The 15,444-nt window shown below is 65.9% G+C and carries 19 protein-coding genes; 7 read left to right on the top strand and 12 right to left on the bottom strand.

What is annotated here, in order from left to right:
• The first annotated feature begins 53 nt into the window (after nt 1-53).
• From flhA to H9Q09_RS09805, 6 genes are read left to right on the top strand one after another with little or no spacing between them, the layout of a single operon-like run.
• Nucleotides 54-2,144: a flagellar biosynthesis protein FlhA gene (gene flhA, locus H9Q09_RS09830; RefSeq protein ID WP_024350356.1), complete on the top strand. Its 2,091-nt coding sequence runs from the start codon at nt 54-56 to the stop codon at nt 2,142-2,144.
• Nucleotides 2,141-2,896 carry a flagellar biosynthetic protein FliR gene (locus H9Q09_RS09825; protein WP_024350355.1) on the top strand — a complete coding sequence of 252 codons (756 nt, stop codon included), beginning with the start codon at nt 2,141-2,143 and terminating at the stop codon, nt 2,894-2,896. Before flhA ends, H9Q09_RS09825 begins: the two co-directional genes overlap by 4 nt.
• Nucleotides 2,893-3,300 (top strand): hypothetical protein, encoded by a 408-nt coding sequence (locus tag H9Q09_RS09820; protein WP_024350354.1) that lies wholly within the window; start codon nt 2,893-2,895, stop codon nt 3,298-3,300. Before H9Q09_RS09825 ends, H9Q09_RS09820 begins: the two co-directional genes overlap by 4 nt.
• 56 nt (nt 3,301-3,356) lie before the next feature.
• A complete protein-coding gene (locus tag H9Q09_RS09815; RefSeq protein WP_187390859.1) occupies nt 3,357-3,869 on the top strand; it encodes a rod-binding protein in 513 nt (170 codons plus the stop codon).
• A gap of 12 nt (nt 3,870-3,881) precedes the next feature.
• Nucleotides 3,882-4,238: a hypothetical protein gene (locus H9Q09_RS09810; RefSeq protein WP_040325827.1), complete on the top strand. Its 357-nt coding sequence runs from the start codon at nt 3,882-3,884 to the stop codon at nt 4,236-4,238.
• On the top strand, nt 4,235-4,696 hold the full coding sequence (locus tag H9Q09_RS09805) for a hypothetical protein (RefSeq protein ID WP_187390858.1): 462 nt from the start codon (nt 4,235-4,237) through the stop codon (nt 4,694-4,696). The genes H9Q09_RS09810 and H9Q09_RS09805 overlap by 4 nt, the downstream gene beginning before the upstream one ends.
• Before the next feature lie 13 nt (nt 4,697-4,709).
• On the opposite strand, the gene H9Q09_RS09800 is transcribed toward H9Q09_RS09805, so the two are convergent.
• Nucleotides 4,710-5,012 carry a hypothetical protein gene (locus tag H9Q09_RS09800; RefSeq protein ID WP_024350350.1) on the bottom strand — a complete coding sequence of 101 codons (303 nt, stop codon included), beginning with the start codon at nt 5,010-5,012 and terminating at the stop codon, nt 4,710-4,712.
• Nucleotides 5,013-5,221: 209 nt separating this feature from the next.
• Here H9Q09_RS09800 and H9Q09_RS09795 point away from each other — a divergent pair, with 209 nt between their 5' ends.
• A complete protein-coding gene (locus tag H9Q09_RS09795) occupies nt 5,222-5,701 on the top strand; it encodes a hypothetical protein (RefSeq protein ID WP_187390857.1) in 480 nt (159 codons plus the stop codon).
• A 31-nt stretch (nt 5,702-5,732) separates the two neighbouring features.
• On the opposite strand, the gene H9Q09_RS09790 is transcribed toward H9Q09_RS09795, so the two are convergent.
• From H9Q09_RS09790 to H9Q09_RS09740, 11 genes are all read right to left on the bottom strand, one after another.
• Nucleotides 5,733-6,044, bottom strand: coding sequence for a polyhydroxyalkanoic acid system family protein (locus H9Q09_RS09790; RefSeq protein WP_024350348.1), 312 nt, complete (start codon nt 6,042-6,044; stop codon nt 5,733-5,735).
• A 205-nt stretch (nt 6,045-6,249) separates the two neighbouring features.
• Entirely contained in the window at nt 6,250-7,614 is a 1,365-nt protein-coding gene (locus tag H9Q09_RS09785; protein WP_187390856.1) for a DEAD/DEAH box helicase, read from the bottom strand.
• Between the two features lie 227 nt (nt 7,615-7,841).
• Nucleotides 7,842-9,023 (bottom strand): D-alanyl-D-alanine carboxypeptidase family protein, encoded by a 1,182-nt coding sequence (locus tag H9Q09_RS09780; RefSeq protein ID WP_187390855.1) that lies wholly within the window; start codon nt 9,021-9,023, stop codon nt 7,842-7,844.
• A 166-nt stretch (nt 9,024-9,189) separates the two neighbouring features.
• Nucleotides 9,190-9,459: a flagellar biosynthesis protein FliQ gene (gene fliQ / locus H9Q09_RS09775; protein ID WP_024350345.1), complete on the bottom strand. Its 270-nt coding sequence runs from the start codon at nt 9,457-9,459 to the stop codon at nt 9,190-9,192.
• 5 nt (nt 9,460-9,464) lie between these two features.
• On the bottom strand, nt 9,465-9,869 hold the full coding sequence (gene flgD, locus H9Q09_RS09770; protein ID WP_024350344.1) for a flagellar hook assembly protein FlgD: 405 nt from the start codon (nt 9,867-9,869) through the stop codon (nt 9,465-9,467).
• Entirely contained in the window at nt 9,866-10,315 is a 450-nt protein-coding gene (flbT, locus tag H9Q09_RS09765) for a flagellar biosynthesis repressor FlbT (protein WP_244495404.1), read from the bottom strand. The genes flgD and flbT overlap by 4 nt, the downstream gene beginning before the upstream one ends.
• Nucleotides 10,316-10,326: 11 nt before the next feature.
• Complete coding sequence (flaF, locus tag H9Q09_RS09760) at nt 10,327-10,674, bottom strand: flagellar biosynthesis regulator FlaF (RefSeq protein ID WP_009210323.1); 348 nt, start codon at nt 10,672-10,674, stop codon at nt 10,327-10,329.
• Between the two features lie 146 nt (nt 10,675-10,820).
• Complete coding sequence (locus H9Q09_RS09755; RefSeq protein ID WP_187390854.1) at nt 10,821-11,879, bottom strand: flagellar hook-associated family protein; 1,059 nt, start codon at nt 11,877-11,879, stop codon at nt 10,821-10,823.
• Between the two features lie 11 nt (nt 11,880-11,890).
• The gene (flgK, locus tag H9Q09_RS09750) at nt 11,891-13,390 is read right to left on the bottom strand and encodes a flagellar hook-associated protein FlgK (protein ID WP_187390853.1); all 1,500 of its coding nucleotides are present in this window, start codon (nt 13,388-13,390) and stop codon (nt 11,891-11,893) included.
• Between the two features lie 42 nt (nt 13,391-13,432).
• Nucleotides 13,433-14,590, bottom strand: a complete 1,158-nt coding sequence (locus H9Q09_RS09745) for a flagellar hook protein FlgE (RefSeq protein WP_187390852.1) — start codon at nt 14,588-14,590, stop codon at nt 13,433-13,435.
• Nucleotides 14,591-14,749: 159 nt separating this feature from the next.
• Entirely contained in the window at nt 14,750-15,421 is a 672-nt protein-coding gene (locus H9Q09_RS09740) for a winged helix-turn-helix domain-containing protein (protein ID WP_009210327.1), read from the bottom strand.
• Nucleotides 15,422-15,444 lie beyond the last annotated feature (23 nt).

Genomic DNA, 15,444 nt, shown 5'->3' with positions numbered 1-15,444 from the left:
GCCCGTCTGAGCTTTGGGGTCTGGCGGAACGCAATGCCGCAGAAGGGCCCCCTATGGCCGTCGACACGCTGAATCCCATCGCCTCCGTCGAATCCAAGGGTGGGCGCGACATCGGCTTCGCCGTTGCCGTGGTCTTCGTCCTCACCGTCCTGTTCGTTCCGATTCCGGCATTTCTCATCGACATGGGGCTGGCGCTGTCCATCGCCCTGTCGGTGCTGATCCTCATGGTCTCCCTGTGGATCCAGAAGCCGCTGGATTTCTCCGCCTTCCCGACCGTCCTCCTGCTCGCGACCATGCTGCGGCTGTCGCTGAACATCGCCACGACGCGCGTGATCCTGTCCGAGGGCCACCAGGGCGTGAACGCCGCCGGTCATGTCATCGGCGGCTTCTCGCAATTCGTCATGAGCGGCGACTTCTTCATCGGCATCGTGGTCTTCGTGATCCTGATCGTCGTGAACTTCATGGTCATCACCAAGGGCGCCACGCGTATCGCGGAAGTCGGCGCCCGCTTCACCCTCGACGCCATCCCCGGCAAGCAGATGGCCATCGACGCCGACATGTCGTCGGGCCTGATCGACGAGAAGCAGGCTCAGGCCCGCCGCAAGGAGCTGGAAGAAGAAAGCGCCTTCTTCGGCTCCATGGACGGTGCCTCGAAATTCGTGCGCGGCGACGCCATCGCCGGCCTGATCATCACCGCCGTCAACGTCTTCGGCGGCATCATCATCGGCATCACCCGCCACGACATGGATGCCGCCGGCGCCGCCGAGGTGTTCACCAAGCTGTCGGTCGGCGACGGCCTCGTCTCGCAGATCCCGGCGCTGATCGTCTCGCTGGCCGCCGGCCTTCTGGTGTCGAAGGGCGGCACCCGCGGCGCGGCCCAGACCGCCGTTCTCGGCCAGCTCGGCTTCTACCCGCGCGCCCTCGCCGTCGCCGCCGGCCTGATGGCGCTGCTCGCACTGCTGCCGGGCCTGCCCTTCATCCCCTTCATGCTGCTGGCCGGGATCATGGCGTCGATCGCCTATCTCGTTCCCAAGCGCCGCAACGAGGAACTGCGCCAGGCCGCGGCGACCGTCGCCGAGGAAAAGCAGGTCGCCCAGAACGCCGAGCGCAACTCGGTCAAGGAATCGCTGAAGATCGTCGAGATCGAGCTGGTCTTCGGCAAGCAGACCTCGGCGCATCTCCTCCTGCAGCGCGACGAGATGGCCCACCGCGTCCAGAAGATGCGCCGCCGCTTCGCCGCGCGCTACGGCTTCGTGGTGCCCGAGATCAAGCTGTCCGACGATCTGGCGCTCGATCCCAAATCCTACGCCATCAAGATCCATGGCACGACCATCGCCACCCAGCCGCTGCGGCTTGGCGAGTCGATGATCGTCCTCGGCGACGCCGGCGCGCCCGACGTGCCGCACGACCTGACCAAGGAGCCGGCCTTCGGCATGCGCGCCGCCTGGGTCTCGGAGACCTTCGCCACGGAAGTGCGCCGCCAGGGCTTCGAGCCTATCGACACGCTGTCGATCGTCCTCACCCATCTGTCGGAGACGATCCGCAACAACCTGGCGCAGCTCCTGTCCTACAAGGACATGCGCACCCTGCTCGATCGCCTGGAGCCGGAATACAAGCGCCTGATCGACGAGATCATCCCGGCCAACATGTCCTATTCGGGCCTGCAGGCGGTGCTCAAGCTGCTGCTCGCCGAGCGCGTCTCGGTCCGCAACCTGAACCTCATCCTGGAGGCCATCGCCGAGATCGCGCCGCATGTGCGCCGGTCCGAGCAGATCGTCGAGCATGTGCGCATGCGCATGGCCCAGCAGATCTGCGGCGATCTCCTGCACAACGGCCAGCTCGGCGTCCTGCGCCTCGGCAACCAGTGGGACCTCGCCTTCCACCAGGCGCTGAAACGCGACGCCAAGGGCGAGGTCGTCGAGTTCGACATCGACCCGCGCCTCGTCGAGCAGTTCGCCACCGAGGCCACCAAGGTGATCCGCGAGAAGATGGATCAGGGCGAGATGTTCGTGCTGGTCGCGGCGCCCGACGCCCGCCCGTATGTGCGCATGATGATCGAGCGCATCTTCGTCACCCTGCCGGTGCTCTCGCATCTCGAGATCGCACGCGGCGTGGATATCCGGGCGCTCGGTTCGATCTCATGAGCGTGGAACTGTCGGAACTCGTCTTTTCGCTGTTCCTGATCTTCTGCCGCTTCGGCTCCTGCCTTCTCTTGATGCCGGGTTTCTCATCGTCGCGCGTGCCGCTGCAGGTGCGCCTGTTCCTGTCCCTCGCCGTCTCGGTGGCGTTGTCGCCGGCACTCCTGCCGACATTGCAGCCGCTGGTCGCGGCGGCCGACGACAACGGCAAGGTGGCGCTGATGATCTCCGAGATCCTCAACGGGCTGTTCATCGGCCTGCTCGGCCGCAGCTTCATGATCGCCCTGCAGTTCGCCGGCCACGTCATCGCCAACTCGATCGGCATGGGCATGCAGATGGGCGTGCCGATCGACGAGAGCGATCCGATGCCGGCCGTCGCCTCGCTGATCACGCTGACCGCGACGACGCTGATCTTCGTGCTCAATCTGCATGCCGAGATCGCCCGGGCGCTGGTCGCCTCCTACTCAGCCATGCCAGCCGCCGCCGGCTTCTCGATCCGCGGCAGCCTCGTCAACATCACCGACAATCTCGACGAGGCCTTCCTGCTCTGCCTGCGCATTTCCAGCCCGTTCGTGCTCTACGGCGTCGTCGTCAATTTCGCCATCGGCCTCGCCAACAAGCTGACGCCGACCATCCCGATCTACTTCATCTCGCTGCCCTTCGTCCTCGCCGGCGGCCTCGTGCTGCTCGGCTACACGATCAGCGATTTCCTCATCCTGTTCATGCAGGATTTCGAACGCTGGGTGCTGGTGGGATGAGCGACGACAGATCGCGCGTGCGCCGGCTCGACCGCATCCTCAAGGTCCAGGGCCAGAAGCGTCTCCTGGAGGAATGGCGCCTGTCGAACCTGCGCCAAGAGCGTGAGACCATCGACAAGGACGACGTCGCCCTGCTCGACAGTCTCGGCACGGAATCGCAGTTGCACGGCCTGTTCATCGAGGCCAAGGTCCGCAATCTGCGCCGCAACGAGGTGAAGCGCAGCGCCAATCTGGCCGACCAGAGCGCCACCGAACAGCGCATCACCACGACGCGCCGTGCAGAAAAGGGCGTCGAGAAGGTGCGCGACGACGCCCGGCGCAACCGCGATGCCGACGAGGAAACGCGCAGCCTCGAAAGCAGCGTCGAGGGACATCTGGCCCGCCGTCACCCCAGCTTCGAATAAGCCTGCGCCGGTAGAAGCGGTTCGAACCTTCCCGTGTTTGAACCGCGAACCCGCCGATGACCAGCACCGCCAGCCTCCATGCCATCCTGCCCGCCGCCCAGACGGCGAGCGCCAGGACAGCACCTGCCCGCAAGAGCCCCGATGGCGGCAGCGAGACCTTCGTGGCGGCCCTCGACGCGGTCAAGACCAACAAGCCCGATGGTGGCAGCGCTCCCGCCGCCCCCATCGTTCCGCTCGTCAAGCACCGCTCCCGGGAGATCTCGCCGCTCGAACAGTTCGAGGGCTTCGTCCTGCGCAACTTCGTCGAATCCATGCTGCCGACCGAAGCCTCGAACTATTTCGGCGAAGGCACGGCCGGCGAAGTCTGGCGCTCGATGATGGCCGAGGAGATCGGCAACGAGCTGGCCAAGAACGGCGGCATCGGCATCGCCGATTCGATCCGCAGCCGCGAAACCACCAGCCTCGCCTCGGACAACGGCGCCGTGTCGGCGACCAGCGGCCTCGAGCGCATGCTGCGGCAGGCGGATCTCGCCCGCGCCGGCGCCATGCGCGACAACATCGCAGAATAGGAGTTGCACATCGTGGACCTCGCCCTCAGCAAAGCCGTCGACCGCCTGGAAGCGGTCCTCACCGCCGAAACCGGCGCCCTGGCCAGCGGTACGCCGATCGATCTCGGCGAGATCGCGGCCCGCAAGAACCAGAGCCTTCTGGAGTTCAGCCGCCTCAGCCGCCGCATGCCGGCGCGCGACGATGTCGAGCCGGAATTCGGCGACCGCCTGAAGCGTCTGGCCGGGCTTCTCGAGCAGAACCGCCGGACGCTGGAGCTCCACGTCACGGCCAGCCACGAAGTCTCGGAGATGATCTCGCGCTCCATGACCGAGGCGGAATCCGACGGCACCTATAGCGCCCAGATGGGCCGCCGGGCAGCCGCACGGTGATCAAGCTCCTCGCGGTCGGTCTGTGGGTTTGTGCCGTGACGCTCGGATCGAGCTACGTCATGGCGTCGATCAACTCCGCCCCGAGCGAGGTGGCGGAGCCGGACTATTTCGAAGGGCTCGACTACCGCAAGACCGAGAACATCACGATCCCGATGATCAAGAATTCGGCGATCCGGGGCTATATCCTGGCGCGCTTCGTCTACACGATCGACGGCAAGACGGTGGCCCAGCTCAAGGTGCCGCCGGACCCGTTCATCCTCGACGAGGCCTTCCGCCGGCTCTACACGACCGACGGCTTCGACTTCGACGAGCCGACGCGGTTCGACCTCAGTTCGCTGACCAACGGGATTCGCGACGCCGTGAACGCCCGCTACAGCGAGGAACTCGTCAAGGAGATCCTGGTCGACCAGTTCGACTACATCGCCAAGGACGACATCCGCAACGGACGGCCGGGGTAGGCACCCCGCGCCGTCATCCGGTGACGGCGTAGAAGCGTCCGGTGAGGCGGTGGACGTCGGCCCGCGTGCCGGCGCGCGGCGTGCCGACGAAGCGCACGCCGATCTCAGGCCCCCGCGACCAGATCACCAGCGCAAGGCGGAAGCTGTTATCCGCCTCGTCATAGACCGCCAGCCGCCCGGGAACTCGGCCGGTGCCGAACCGCCGGATGCGGCAGCCAGTCTCCGACACGTCGATGGCCGTTCCGTCCTCGATGAACCGTCCGGCGACCGTGACGAGCTTGACCGGGCGCAGGCGCGTGCGGCGGCGCGATGCCATCCGGCTTTCGTGACTGTCGGGATTCGGGGGTCCGGCCATGCCCGATGATAGCCTGCACAAGCCGAACAAATCCTGAAGGCGCTGCCTGAGCCCGCCGCACCGGCGGCGCAGAAAGCATTAACCGTTCGATGCGATGTTGGATGGGCAATCCAGCTCCGGACCAGTTCCGGCGGCTGGATCCCCGAAATCCAGCGTTCGTCGAGGTCGCCTTGTCCGCGTCAGGTTCCCCATCTTCCGACGCCGGTCGCAGGAAAGCTGCGGACGAATCCAGTTCCGACCGGATCGGGTTCCTCGGCGGCACGCTCTTTGCGCTGTCCATCCTCTTCTTCGCCGGCGTCAACGCCATCTCGTCGCTGGACCCGGGCTATTTCGACCGGCTGCTCTTGTCGGCGATGCGCGACGACGCGATCGACCCGATCGAGACCGGATCGACCGACACGGGCGAGGCAACCGGCGTCGACGCCATGCCGGTGTCGACCGTGGTGCGGGCGGTGCCGCTGAAGCCCGAGGATTTCCAGATCATCATGGTCTTCCAGGCCGAGGCGCATCTGGCCTCGCCGGGCGAACTCTGGCGCGTGCGCGTCGGCTCGCAGGTGCCCGGCCTCGGCCGCATCCTCGCCATCGAATCGGGCCGCCACGGCGGCACGGTCAAGACCGAGAAGGCGACCCTGACGGGCGTCCTGAAATAGGCTTCGGAAGGAAGCGGCCTGAGAGCCGCTCCTACTTCTTTTCGAGCAGGACCTGGCCTTCCTTGCGCAGGCGGCCCTTCAGCTTCTCGGCGATGGCGGCGAGGAAGCTCGGCAGGTCGATTTCCAGATGCACCGACTCGTCGAGAACGTCGAGGCGGCCGGTCACGCGCTGGCCCATGACCCGCGCGGTGAAATCCAGATGGTCGCCCGTCCAGGTGTCCTCGAACTTGACCATGCCGCCCAGCATCTCCTGACGCACGCGGTCGAAACCGTCGTCGATGCGCTGGCGTGCGGTCTCGCGGGTCAGCTTGTGCGGGATGTCCACCTTGATGGTCTCGGCCATGAAATAGCTCCTCGTCTCGTTGCGCCTCATATGGCGACCCCGCCGTCGCCAGACAACGGTCACGCCTGCCGCCGGCTCCAGCGCCGTTCATGGAGACCCCGTGCCGGGCTGCCCCGAAACGCAAAAGGGGGCGGCCGGTAAGGCCACCCCCTCTCGATGTCGACTGCCGTGCCTGCCCGCTCTTTCGAGGGGGCGGCGGGCCGTGTCAGGCGTAAGTCGCCGAACGGTTCGAGGTGCCGCTGCGCCGCGGACGGCTGCTGCGACCACCGGGCTTGCCGCCCTCGGTGCGCTGGCCACGGCCCTCGCCCGAACGCTGGCCGCCCGCACCCTGGCCACCGCCACCACGGCGACCGGCGCCCTGGGGCTTATTGCCGAAGCGCTTCGGGGCGCCGCGCGGCGGACGCTTCTCTTCCGGCGCGTTCAGGTCGACATGCGCCGAATAATCGGTCTGCTGCAGGTCGAAGTTCAGGCCGGTCAGACGCTCGATCTGGCGCAGCTTGGACCGCTCCGACGGATCGACCAGCGCGACCGCGATACCGGACTTACCGGCGCGGGCCGTGCGGCCGATGCGGTGCACGTAGCTTTCCGGCTCTTCCGGCAGGTCGAAGTTCACGACATGGGAGATGTCGTCGACATGGATGCCGCGGGCCACGATGTCGGTGGCGACGAGCACGCTGACCGTGCCGGTCTGGAACTCGCCCAGCGCCTTCTGGCGGGCGCCCTGGCTCTTGTTGCCGTGGATCGCGCGGGCGTCGATGCCGGCCTTCTCTAGATCGGCGGCGAGCTTGTTGGCGCCGTGCTTGGTGCGGGTGAAGATCACCGTCTTCTCGAAGTCGGGCTTGGCCAGATGCTCGATGAGCCAGAGCTTCTTGGCCTTCTGGGGGACCAGATAGACGCTCTGGTTGATCTTCTCGACGGTGACGACTTCCGGCGTCACTTCGACCCGAACCGGATTGGTCAGGATCTTGGCGGCCAGCTCTTCCATCGCACGCGGCATGGTGGCCGAGAACAGCAGCGACTGGCGGTCCGCCGGAAGCTGCGCGACGATGCGCATGACGTCCTTGACGAAGCCCATGTCGAGCATCCGGTCGGCCTCGTCGAGAACGACGTGGTGGACTTCGGACAGCGTCAGGGCACGTTGGTTCAACAGGTCGAGCAGACGGCCCGGCGTCGCGATGACGATGTCGACGCCGCGGCGCATCGCCTCGATCTGCGGACGGATCGAGACACCGCCGAAGATCACGTGATGGGTCAGCTTGGTGCCGGCGGTGTAGGACTTGACGTTGCCGGCGATCTGCGAGGCGAGCTCGCGGGTCGGGGTCAGGACAAGGACCTTCGGCGTCTTCGGAGCCGGGCGACCGCCCTTGGCGATCAGCGCGTCGATGACGGGCAGCGAGAAGGCCGCGGTCTTGCCGGTGCCGGTCTGGGCGATACCCAGAACGTCGCGGCCCTGCATGACCGCCGGAATCGCCTGGGCCTGGATCGGCGTCGGCTGGGTGATGTCGAGACGCGCAAGCGCGGAAAGAAGCGTGTCGGCGAGGCCGAACGCCTTGAAATCGGTATGGGTCAAGATATGCCTTGCGGAAGGCGGACACTGTCGGTCCGCTTGAGATGCCGATCGTCTTCGCGCTGGCGGACGGTTCGGCGGGCCGTGTCGGAACGCGGGACCCCGCAAGCTTCAGAAGCTGCGGGCCGGTCCGATGGCGCTGGCTAAGAATTCCGTCAGATGTCGGGAAACAAGCAGGCGCTGCGCGATCACGGCGTGCAGGCTTCATATCGGCGTTTAGGTGCGCCGCGTCAAGGCGTTTGTGCGCCGCCCCATGTCAGGTGCCGGGCCAAGGTGTCGGCGATCCGCTGAAACAGCCCCGCCTCCTCGACCGCGGTTTCGGCCACGAGCGGCACCTGCCGCAGGCTCTCGTCGCCCCGGCCGAACCGCACCCAGCCGAGCCGCTGGCCCTTGGCGACGGGCGCCACGAAGGGACCGTTCTCGACCACCTCGCGCTCGACATCGGCCAGGCTGCCGCGCGGCACCAGCATCCGCAGGTCCTCGGCCGCGGCCATGCCGACGGTCTCGGCGACGCCGCCCCGCACCTGCACGGTGCCGAGGGTTTCGCCCGCGGTCACCAGCACCACTTCCTCAAAGTCCTGCAGGCCGAAATTCATCAGCCGGCGGGCTTCGCTCGCCCGCTCGGCAGTCGAACTCATGCCGCTCATGGCGAGGACAATGCGTCGGCCGTCGCGTTCGGCGGAGGCGACCAGACCGTAGCCCGCAGCCGACGTATGGCCGGTCTTCAGGCCGTCGGCGCCCAGATCCAGGAGCGGATTGCGGTTCTGCTGCTTGATGCCGTTATAGGTGAAGCTCTCCTCGGCGAAGATCGGGTAATCCTCGGGAAATTCGCGGATGAGGTATGTGGCAAGGCGGGCGAGATCGCGCACGCTGACATGCTGCTCAGGGTCCGGCAGTCCATGCGGATTGGTGAAGTGGGAATGCGTCAGGCCGATCTTCTCGGCCTCGGCGTTCATCCGTCCCGCAAAGGCCTCGACCGAGCCGGACAGGCCTTCGGCGACGACGATCGTCGCGTCGTTGCCGGACTGGACGATGATGCCACGGATCAGATCCTCGACGGCGACCTCGGAGTTCAACGGCAGAAACATGGTCGAGCCGCCGGATGACGCGCCGCCGGTGCGCCAGGCGTGTTCGGAGACGACAAAGCGGTCGTCGCGCTGCACCCTGCCCTGTTTCAGATCGTCGAACAGGACCGCGATGGTCATCAGCTTGGCGAGGCTGGCCGGGGGAATCTCGGTATCGGCGTCCTTCTCGTAGAGGACGCGGCCGGTGCCATAATCCACCAGGATGGCGGTCGGCGCTGTGGTCTCGAAGGCGGCGGCGGGCAGAGCGAACAGCGCGGCAAGCATTGCCAGCACGGCAAAGCCGCGACGCAGGCCGGCGCGAAGGGCGCCGCCGGGACGGCGCGGCATTTTATACGATGTCTGGTTTCGACTGGTCCTGAACGCCACCTGCCTGCCCTCTTTCCGTCCGCGACGCGGCCTACCGGCCGGGCGTCGCTCCTGTCACGCTGGGTCAACCTACAGGGTTTGACCGGTCTGCGTGAACAGGAAACGGTGAGTTACGGCGCCATTGCGCTCAGCGGAAGCCGTTCTCGATGCGCGAGTAGGATTCCTGGGTGAAGGCGTAGACCTGCGCGCCGGTGAAGGAGGCGGTCAGCGCGATCACCACGAAGATCGCCAGGATCTTCGGGACGAAGGTCAGCGTGACCTCCTGGATCTGGGTGAGTGCCTGAAACAGTGCGATCAGGACACCCACGAACATGGCGGCGCCGACGGCCGGCCCGCAGGCGGCGACGATCGTCCAGACCGCGGACTGGACGATATCGAGTGCATCGGCTTCGTTCATGTCTTCTACCCCACGGTGGTTCCGGAGATCAGCGGCAGGCTGTCGCCGCTCTCCAGGATGGCCTCGACGACACCATTGACCGCGCGTACCGCGGCAACCTTGCCGGACAGTGAGCCGTCCGCCGAGGTCGCCGTCTGACCGATCAGCGAGTTCGCCTGGGTCAGCGCGGAGACCGTCATCATCGAGTCCAGCTTCTTATTGGTCTGGATGGCTTGCTCGACGCTGGAGAAGGACGCGAACTGGGCGACATATTCGGTGGAATCCGTCGGGTTGAGCGGATCCTGATTGGACATCTCGGCGACCAGCAGCTTCAGGAAGGCGTCGTAATCCATCCCGGTCTGCTGGGTCGCGGCGCTGATGCCGTTCTGGGCCGCGGTGGCGCTGGTAGCGCCGACACCGGTCACGTTCATCGCATTCCTCCGGCGGCAAGCCGCAGTTCGGGTGTGTGGGGGACGACCGGCGCGCGCGCCTCGCCCTGCCCCTGGATGACGCCGTCCTCGATCGGGATCAGCGTCCGCAGTCCCTTGAGCGCCTCGAAATTGCGCTCGCGGCCGACCAGTTCCTTGATCTCGATGAGGCCCTCGATGATGTCGCGATTGCGGTAGGTGCCGATCATCGCCGCGTGGGTGGTGCCGAAGAGCTCGCGGGCGGCCTCGGCGCTGCCCGGCTCGATCAGCATCATCTGGACGATGAAGTAGAGCTGGCGCAGCGGGGTCGTGGCATCCTCGGCCTGCATCACATGGCTTTCGAGGAGGAAGGTCACGTCGTTGAGGAATTCCAGCGTGGTCTTGCGGTCGACCTTCAGGACGGCCCCGTTGACGAAGATCCGTTCGCCTGCCCGCAGGGTGATGCGCAAACTTGCCATGGTTATTTCAAGCCTTCGCGGATGAGGGTCGTGATCTCGATGATGCCCTTGAAGTTCTCGGACTTGCCGAGACGGATGGCTTCGGCCTCGCGCATGATCCACAGGCCGATCGAGATCAGCTCGGCGCGCAGCGCCTCCGGCAGGCCGTTGTCGGCGCTGGCCAAATCCTCGATCACCAGCGCCCAGAGGCTGCGGGTGGTGTAGATCGCTTCGATCGCCGCACGCGAACGTGGCCCCTCGGCATCGGCTTTCTTCAGCTGCTCGATCGAATGATCGAGCGCCTGCCGCTCGCGCTCACGGGCATCGACTTCGATGTCCTGCGCCACTTCCGCGTATGAGAACTGATACATTCCATCCCCTTGTGATCGTCAGATCGGTTTGGCAGCGCCCCGGACCGACCCTTGCGACCTGTCGTTTTCATGTGCCCGGCCGACAGTCCCCGACGCCGGCCGATCGCTCGGTTGCCGGAGGATTTCGGGTCCGGCGCCCGCTGAAACTACAGGTAGTTCATGATGCTGAGCCGCGAGATGCGGGCGGTCAGCGCGTAGGAAGCCTCAAGCAGATTGGTCAGTGTGGTCACCCGCGTGGATGCCTCGTAGGCGTCGACATCCTCGAAGGAGGAGATCGACATGGTCAGGACGTTCTTGCGGGTTCCCAGCGTCTCGTTGGTGATCTCCAGCCGGCTCTGCTTGCCGCCGATCTCCGCCCGGATTTCGGTCAGCTGCGACAGGCCCAGGCTCAGAGTTTCCACTGCCCGGCTTGTGAGAAGCTGACGTTGCTCCTCGTCCATGGTCTTCGCGCCAAGATCGCTGATCATGACGTAGGCCTTCACGATGTTGCGGAAGGCTTCGTCGCTGGCCGGATAGGACACATCGAGGGTTTCGCTATCGCTGATCCGGTTGACCACCGGCGAAGGATCCGCCTTCGACCACATATCCCAGCCGGTGCCGTCGCTGGGCTCAGGGACCTTGAAGAGGTCGTTGAACGCGCCGTCGAGGAAGGCTTCCAGATCCACCGCGCTCGCCGGGGCTGCCGCGGTCAATGCGTCGTTCACGGCCTTCTTGGCGGTCGAACTGTCCTCGTAGCTGGAAGCGACACCGCCGCCGACCTTGCTGAAGGCGAGCGCCGGCTGGTCGGTCGCGGCACCCGAGAACAGGAAGCGCGAGCCCGAAGCGGCGTTGATCGCACCCATGAACTGCTGCAACCCCGCCTTGGCCTGCTGCACGCTGGCCGAGATGCCGGCATCGGCAGGGCCGTTCGAGATCAGCGACGCCAGAAGGTTCTCGCCGGTCTTGGCGATGGATTCCAGGGCCGTCTGCATGGTGTCGAAGCGCTGCCCGATGAGGGTGTTGGCTTCCTGGATCCGGATGGCGCTCTCGCGTTCGACGCGCAGCGACACGGTCTGGTTGGTGCGCGATCCGAGGGTAAGGCCGACATCGGCGAAGCGGCCGGTCGTGACCTCCTTCTGCGCGTTGCGCAGCTCATCCTGGATGCGGAAGACGGCGGAGCGCGGCGCCGACGAGAGCGAGAAGCTGGAGACGAGGAAGTTGCTCATCGATGGTCCGTTCAGGCGATCGCAAGGAGGGAGTCGATCATCTGACCGACCGTGGAAATCAGCTTGCTGGACGCCTGGTAGGAGCGCTCCAGGTCGAGCAGGCGCGTCATCTCGTCGTCGATGTTGATGCCGGTCGCGTCGGAGAGCGTCTCCTGGGTCCGCGAAAGCAGCACCGTCTGGTAGGACGAGGCGTCGTTCGCCGTGGCGCGGCGGCCCTCGAACCAGCCGATCGACGAGGCGGTGTATTCGGTCAGGGTCGCCGAACTGCCGGCGCCGAAGGCCGCATCGAAGCTGCGCGGCGTGGAGAAGCCGGCGATCAGGTCGTTCAGGCGGCCGGTGAAGCCGCTCGAGCCGTTGGCGTTGTAGCTGAAATACTGCTCGTTCGCGGTACCGGCGAAGGCAATGCCGCCGTCGCGCAGACGGGCCGGCTCGCCGCCGGGCTTGGTCGGATCGACCCCGGCCGCGATCTGGATGGTGCCGGCAAGCCCCTTGGCGCCGGCCATGCTTGCCGGGATGGCATTGCTGCCGCCATCGGTGAAGAGGCCGGCATAGCTGCCGGGCATGTACCCGGGATCGCCGGCGGCCCGCTGATCGGTCTCGGCAAAGGCCTGGACCAGCGCATAGGCGATGCCGTCGAGCTGGCCCTGGAAGGTTGCGGCGGTCTCGTCGCGCAGGGTGATCAGGCCGTAGACGCTGCCGCCCTTGATCGGCATGGGCGAAGAGGCGCCGGCGACGACGACACCGTCGATCTTGAAGCTGTTGCCCGCCACGGTGGCGTCGTAGGCCGGCTGCGGCGTGAACTCGACCGACCGCGCGGTCTTGTCGAACATCGTGATGCCGGAGTCGGTGTAGAGGGCCATGTCGTTACCGGCCCGCACCTGCACGTTCAGGCCGACATAGCCCGACAGGGTGCGCACGATCTGGTCGCGCCGGTCGACGGCGTCGGTGACGTCCGAGCCGCTCGCGCTGCCGGCCATGATCTTGGCGTTCAGGGTACCGAACTCGCCGAGCAGGAGGTTCATGTCCTTGGCGGCGAGATCGAGCTGGTCGTCCGCGTCCTTGCGGGCGGACTGCACCGCGCTGGTGGCACGGTTGAGGCTCAGCGCCATGTCACGGGCGGCGTTCACCGCCGCCTCGGCGGTCTGGCCGTTCTCCGGGGAGACCGCGAACTGCGACAGCGCCGCCTTCAGCGACGACAGGGTCGCAGCCGGCGAGGTCGGTGAATCGACGTCGCCGATGACCTCGCGGATCCGGTTCAGCGACTCGGCGCTGACACTGGCCGAGCCGAGGGCGGAGTTGGTCGTGATCAGCGAGCGGAACAGGGCCTGGTCGCCCGACTGGGCGATCGACATGATCCGCACGCCGCCGGTCTGGCCGACGGTGAGGCCCGCATATTTCTTGGTCGCGTAGGGACTGTCCGCATTCGCGATGTTGCGCGACACGAGCGCCGACTGGCTGGCGACGCTCGAAAGCGACGCCGTTGCGTTGGAGAAGGCTGACAGAAGTGACATGATGAGGACTTATCCAGTGCGCAGCAAAGAGCGGGCTCGCGCCTATCGCTTCAGGTTCACGAGGACGTCGAGGATCTCGGCGCCGGTCTGGAAGACTTTCGAGTTCGCGCTGTAGCTGCGCTGGGACTCGATCATGCTGGTCAGTTCCGAGGCGAGGTCGACATTCGACTGCTCCAGACCGCTGGAGACCAGCGAGCCGTAGCCGTTGGTGCCTGGTCCACCGAGGGCCGCGACGCCCGACGAGGCGGTGGCGCTGTAGACGTTGCCGGCGGAGGCCTGAAGCTGGTCCGGGCTGGCGAAACGCGCGAGGTTCATCTCGTAGAGCGGGATCAACTGGCCGGTGTTCATGACGCCGCTCAGCGTGCCGTCGTCGGCAAAGGCAAAGCCCGTGAAGCTGCCGGGAGGGTTGCCGTTGGCGACCAGCTTGGCCGAAAAGTCGGTGGCATACTCGGTCAGCGACTCGAACTCGATGTCGATCGCGTCGCCGTTCACCGGGGTATAGGTCATGTTGGCCGGAGCGGCCGTCGGCCGACCGGTATTCGGGTCGAAGACAATTGTCGTCGGCGCTCCGCCGCCCACTGTGATGTCCCAAGTGTTAGCGCCGGTCTTTTCCATCTCGACCGGGACCTCGATCGCCTTACCGATCTTGTCATATACAACCATCGACGACTTCTTGGTGTCGCCGACAGCGGCTGATTCCGGGAACTGGATCGAGAAGGATCCGGCGTTCGTGGCCTGCGGGGCGACGATCGCGCCGACCGGGAGCTCGATTGGCGCGGCGGCGCCGCCACCGACGGGCGTGCCGGTCAAGCGGTAGCCGGCTGTATTGACCAGGAAGGTGGTCTCTTTGCCGCCGACGGTCTCGGTGCGCTGCACGAAGGAACCGGCGCGGGTATAGAATTCGCGGCCGGCCGTATCCTGCACGACGAAGAACCCGTCGCCCTGAATGGCGAGGTCCGAACCCGACGAGGTGGCGGCGATGCTGCCCTGCTGGCTGATCGACTGGCGAACCTGGGTCTTCACCGACCCCGGATTGTACTCGCCGCCGCCCTGGGCAAGGACGAGGGAGGCGAATTCGGTGGAATTGCGCTTGTAGCCGTTCGTGCTGGAGTTCGCGATGTTCTCCGACACGGTGGACAGCCGGTTGGCCTGTGCATTCATGCCGGACACGCTGGTCCTGAAGACACCGTTGATGCTCATTGCCTGGTACTCCGTGGCGTAGATCTCTCTTCCGCAATACGGAGTGAAGCTTGCGCCGAACTGTCAGGAACCAGCTTTTGCAGTATACCGGCAAAATAAAAGGCCCCGCCGAACTAACGGCGAGGCCTCTATTCTTAAGAACTTGTTAACCAGTTTGTGTCAGTCGACGCCGATGCCGTAGCCGAGATAGCGCTTCGAGGACACCGGATCGTAGCCGAGGCGCATCTTCAGCTTCTTGCGCAGCTTCGAGATGTGGCTCTCGATGACGTTCTCCTCGACGTTCTCGTCGAAGATGCCGTAGATCGCGCTGAACAGCTGCTGCTTGGAAACGCGGCGGCCGCGGTTGGCAACCAGATATTCCAGGATACGGCGCTCGCGGCGCGGCAGGGCCATCGGCTTGCCGGCGACTTCAGCGTCGCGGCCGTCCTGGTAGACGGAGATCTCTCCGACGACGGTGCGGGCGTCCTCGGTCTCGTTGCGGCGGCGGATGGCGCCGACCCGGGCGAGGATTTCCTTGACGTGGACCGGCTTGGCGACGACGTCATCGACGCCGGCGGCGAACAGGTCGAGCGTGCCATCCAGGTTGCGGCCTTCCGACAGCGCGATCATCGGCGCCTTGGAACGAGCCCGGATCAGTCGCGGGCAGATCGTGCGGTCATCGAAATCGCCGAGCAGGAAAGCCTCGACGGCCGAGAGATCGGACTCCGGTGCGGTCTCGACCCAGTCGCGGAATTCGTCGGCCTTGAAGCCCGCTGCCGACACGCCTTCGCGACCGAACATGGACTCGTAGCCGTCCGTCACGAGTTCCCGGTTGTCCACTACAACGATCATTTCCGTCACCCTCGGTCCGCCGT

The organism is Aurantimonas sp. DM33-3 (assembly GCF_014334315.1).
GTDB lineage: Bacteria > Pseudomonadota > Alphaproteobacteria > Rhizobiales > Rhizobiaceae > Aurantimonas > Aurantimonas coralicida.
The sequence above is the reverse complement of the archived record's forward strand: the minus strand, read 5'-3'. Positions and strand labels throughout refer to the sequence as shown.